The following is a 3,123-nucleotide window of genomic DNA, read 5'->3' as shown; positions in this document are numbered from 1 at the left end:
AAAAATGGAAGGAGCTGGACTAATGACCGATCTTGACAGCATCACGAAGCTGCAAAGCGCCCTGTGCGAAAAATACGGCTCCGAGTTTCTTCCGCCCGACCCAGCGCTGAAATTGGGACTCGCGCGCCAAACCTTGCGGTCAATGCCCATCAGCGGCGTGCGAATCTGCCCGGAAAACGGCACCAGCGGCTGGTACATTTACGGTGGCGATCATTCGGACGCGGCAGACTTTTACAGTCCTCTCCATCACAGTCATCTTTCCGTCGAGCTTCCGATGGTCATTCCTTATCTCGCACTGGCGCCCGGATTCAGGTTTATCATCGACGACGAAGGTTACGAAGACGTATGGTACGAGCCGCACGACGTCTCCGCGTGAAGGCGGCGCTGGCAGTACGCTTACCTGCCATCCTTTAATGAATCGCAACGACAAGACTGACTGCTCTCGTATCAGAGGGCTTCAAGATTTGCTCCTCGCATGCCGACCAGAAGTGCCTTTCCATTCGCATCAACGCGGAACTCGCCGTACTTCGCCGCTTCCCAGCGTTTTGCTTCCCCTTCCTGGAAGTACCAAGCATCGGTCACCAGCGTATGGCCACCGTGGCGTGGCGTGAGTTCGATCACGATCTCGCCAGGCGCAAGCGGCGTGCCATCGTGGAGCCGGGTCAGCTCCACAATTCCCTTCTCGTTCACCGTCCCGGCGACCTTCAATCTGGCGCTTCCCGTCTCGCCTTCACTCATTTGCGACACCTCCTGCGGCAAATTGAAATTCAGGCGCATGTAATCGCCCTGCATGAGCGAGCGCGGATCGACTGGCGCCAGTTCCACCAGCACCGGACGGCCGTTGGCGATCAGGGATTCCTTTTGCCAGATTCCGATATTGGCGATGGCTAAAACCGCGAACGCCGTCAGCGCAATGCCGATCCGGCCTGCATGCGTTTCGTTCCGCGCAGGTGTCGCGCTGTCACCACTGACAACGGGTGCGCCGTCGCGAATGGCGAGCCAGGCGATCAAGGCGAACAGCGCGCCGGCGCCGATCAGGATCAACGCCTTGGTCGCAAGCGGATATGCCAGCTGGTAATACAGCGCGCCCATGATCCACGCCGCCGCAGCGCCCGCTGCCGCCGCGATGCCCCAGCGCCCGCTGCTCACGCACAAAGCGAGAATCATCAGCACCGCGCCGAGCGACGGCATCAGCACCGCCAACCCAGTAAATACCGCAGCAGTGAGCGCATACCACGGCTTGCGTAACGCCGGCCATCGCATGGCCAGCCAGGCTGCCCCGCCAAGCGTCAACGCCGCCGACGCAAACTGCGCAAGGGACGCCAGCGGCTGCGTCAGCGGATCCATCGTGCCGGCGGAACCGCCATGGATGGCGGCACCGACCAGGAAGGTCATTCCTGTCCAGAGTACAAGGCCCGCGATGATAGTAAGCACCCACCCTGTCGCCAGTCTGTCCACCAGTACGCTACGCAGATGTTGTCGCTGGACGAAGTCGGCCACAAGCCAGATTCCCATCGCACCATGCACCACCATCCAGTATCCATCCCGATCGCGAGAAGCGGCGAGGGTGACGATGGCCGCCATGATGAACGCACAGGAAATCGCCCCCAGCAGAACGCGCAGCCAGTTGCGTGGAATAAGAACAGCCAGGGCAATTGCCAGCAGCGCGACGCTGGCAGAGGCATTGCCGATTGACATATCGATGTAAAAAGCCGCACTCATGGTCGCCGCGCCGGCGAGCAGTGCCGGAATTGCCAGCTGTTCGATAAACAAGGGGAGGGAAGCACGGCGTAAAATGGCCACCGCGACGCCGCATAGGATGAGCGAAAGCGGATACAGTGCGCCGGTGTTGCGGGCCAGAATATCGCCGCATAACAGAAAAATGATTCCCATCAGTGGAATGGCCGCCAGCCATGCTCCCAGCGCCGTCAACAAAACCACGGGCCAGGGACGATGCTCTTCGTGCTCGATAAAGGTGGCCGCGGAAGCCGGAAGAATGCCTGTCGCAATCGCGTCGGCGATAATTTCGTTAAGTGACCGTTTCATTTCGTACCCCCTTGCAGTGGAGCACGTTTCGACAGCTTGAGAATGACACTCACCGTGGCGGCAAGCAAGCCCGCGGCCACAAGGCCAAGCACCAGCAGTTCCGGGATGGACCAGCGCCCGTGGCCGGCGAGCAGGAAGTGGGTCAATAATCCAATCAGCAGGACATTCAGAGCCAGTCCGATACCGCACAGCGAGAACATATCGAACAAGCGATGCGACGCAAACGCGGCAGCGGTCATGACCAGCATCGTCAAGGCCAGCCAATATTGCGCGGTCACATGACTGTTAGCGAGGCCGACAATCCCGATCAGCGCGACGCTGATGACCGCCAGCGTAACGCTCACGCGCATGGACAGGAGGCCGGCGCCGGTCCATTTCGCGCACAGCGGACTAAGCAGCGCCGCAAGGGCAAGTGCACCAAGGCACGCTGCCGCTTGATAGTTCAGATCGTCTGAGCGGAAGCGCCAACTGTGGCCCGTGTTGGCATGCAGCCAGAGCGAGATTGCGCTCATGGCGATCAGCGCCCACGGCGTCCACAGCGCGTCGTGGCGTACGGAGAGGCATAGGGGCAGCCCTAGTACCGCCCACAGAGCGAACAGTTGCCAGGGATCCGCGCCTGTCTGGTAGGTCTGTCCGAAGTAAGCGAACACCGCGCCGATAGCGAGCAGGGCGAGCAAGCCGAGCGGCACGCGCGCACGCGGTTGCGCAAATGCGCCGATGCACATGACGGCAACCACTCCCTGCAGCAGAACGAAGCGGCCCGTGCGGCCAAGCGAATCCCAATTCGCCGCGATCCAGAAAATGATTCCCAAGCCAATCAGCGCCGCTGCGACGATCCCCAGCCCGGTGCGCCACAGTGGCGCCAGGTTCGCTGGCTCATCATCGAGGCCGGAGAGCTTGCGAAGCTGGCGGTACTGCTCATCGTTCAATGAATTTGTCGCGGACACTTCTAAAAGCGCGAGGCCAATCTCCATGATTTTCTTTCAATTTTTTGGAATTGCGGCTGAGTTTACCCGGCTTTGCATCAAAAAGGCTTGCCAAGCGATCGGGGCCTTTGCTATAGTTCGCCTCCCCGCA

General features: G+C 60.5%; 3 protein-coding genes. 1 reads left to right on the top strand and 2 read right to left on the bottom strand.

Translation table 11 applies throughout. The features are described 5' to 3' along the window. The coding region (locus RBA41_RS33185; RefSeq protein WP_306628611.1) for an immunity protein Imm33 domain-containing protein at positions 1–376 on the top strand (376 nt) is incomplete at its 5' end. A 71-nt stretch (positions 377–447) separates the two neighbouring features. On the opposite strand, the gene RBA41_RS33180 is transcribed toward RBA41_RS33185, so the two are convergent. Both RBA41_RS33180 and RBA41_RS33175 read right to left on the bottom strand, forming a co-directional pair. Next, positions 448–2,046 carry a GDYXXLXY domain-containing protein gene (locus RBA41_RS33180; RefSeq protein ID WP_306628610.1) on the bottom strand — a complete coding sequence of 533 codons (1,599 nt, stop codon included), beginning with the start codon at positions 2,044–2,046 and terminating at the stop codon, positions 448–450. Next, positions 2,043–3,020 (bottom strand): DUF2157 domain-containing protein, encoded by a 978-nt coding sequence (locus tag RBA41_RS33175; protein ID WP_306628609.1) that lies wholly within the window; start codon positions 3,018–3,020, stop codon positions 2,043–2,045. Before RBA41_RS33175 ends, RBA41_RS33180 begins: the two co-directional genes overlap by 4 nt. Positions 3,021–3,123 lie beyond the last annotated feature (103 nt).

This window comes from Massilia scottii (assembly GCF_030846495.1).
Taxonomy (GTDB): Bacteria; Pseudomonadota; Gammaproteobacteria; order Burkholderiales; family Burkholderiaceae_D; genus Telluria_A; species Telluria_A violaceinigra.
This window is presented reverse-complemented; position numbering and strand designations above follow the sequence as displayed.

What these genes read in the sequence shown, in the direction of transcription:
- RBA41_RS33180 (WP_306628610.1), bottom strand. Translation starts at nt 2,046, where the DNA reads ATGAAACGGTCACTTAACGAAATTATCGCCGACGCGATTGCGACAGGC.
- RBA41_RS33175 (WP_306628609.1), bottom strand. Translation starts at nt 3,020, where the DNA reads ATGGAGATTGGCCTCGCGCTTTTAGAAGTGTCCGCGACAAATTCATTG.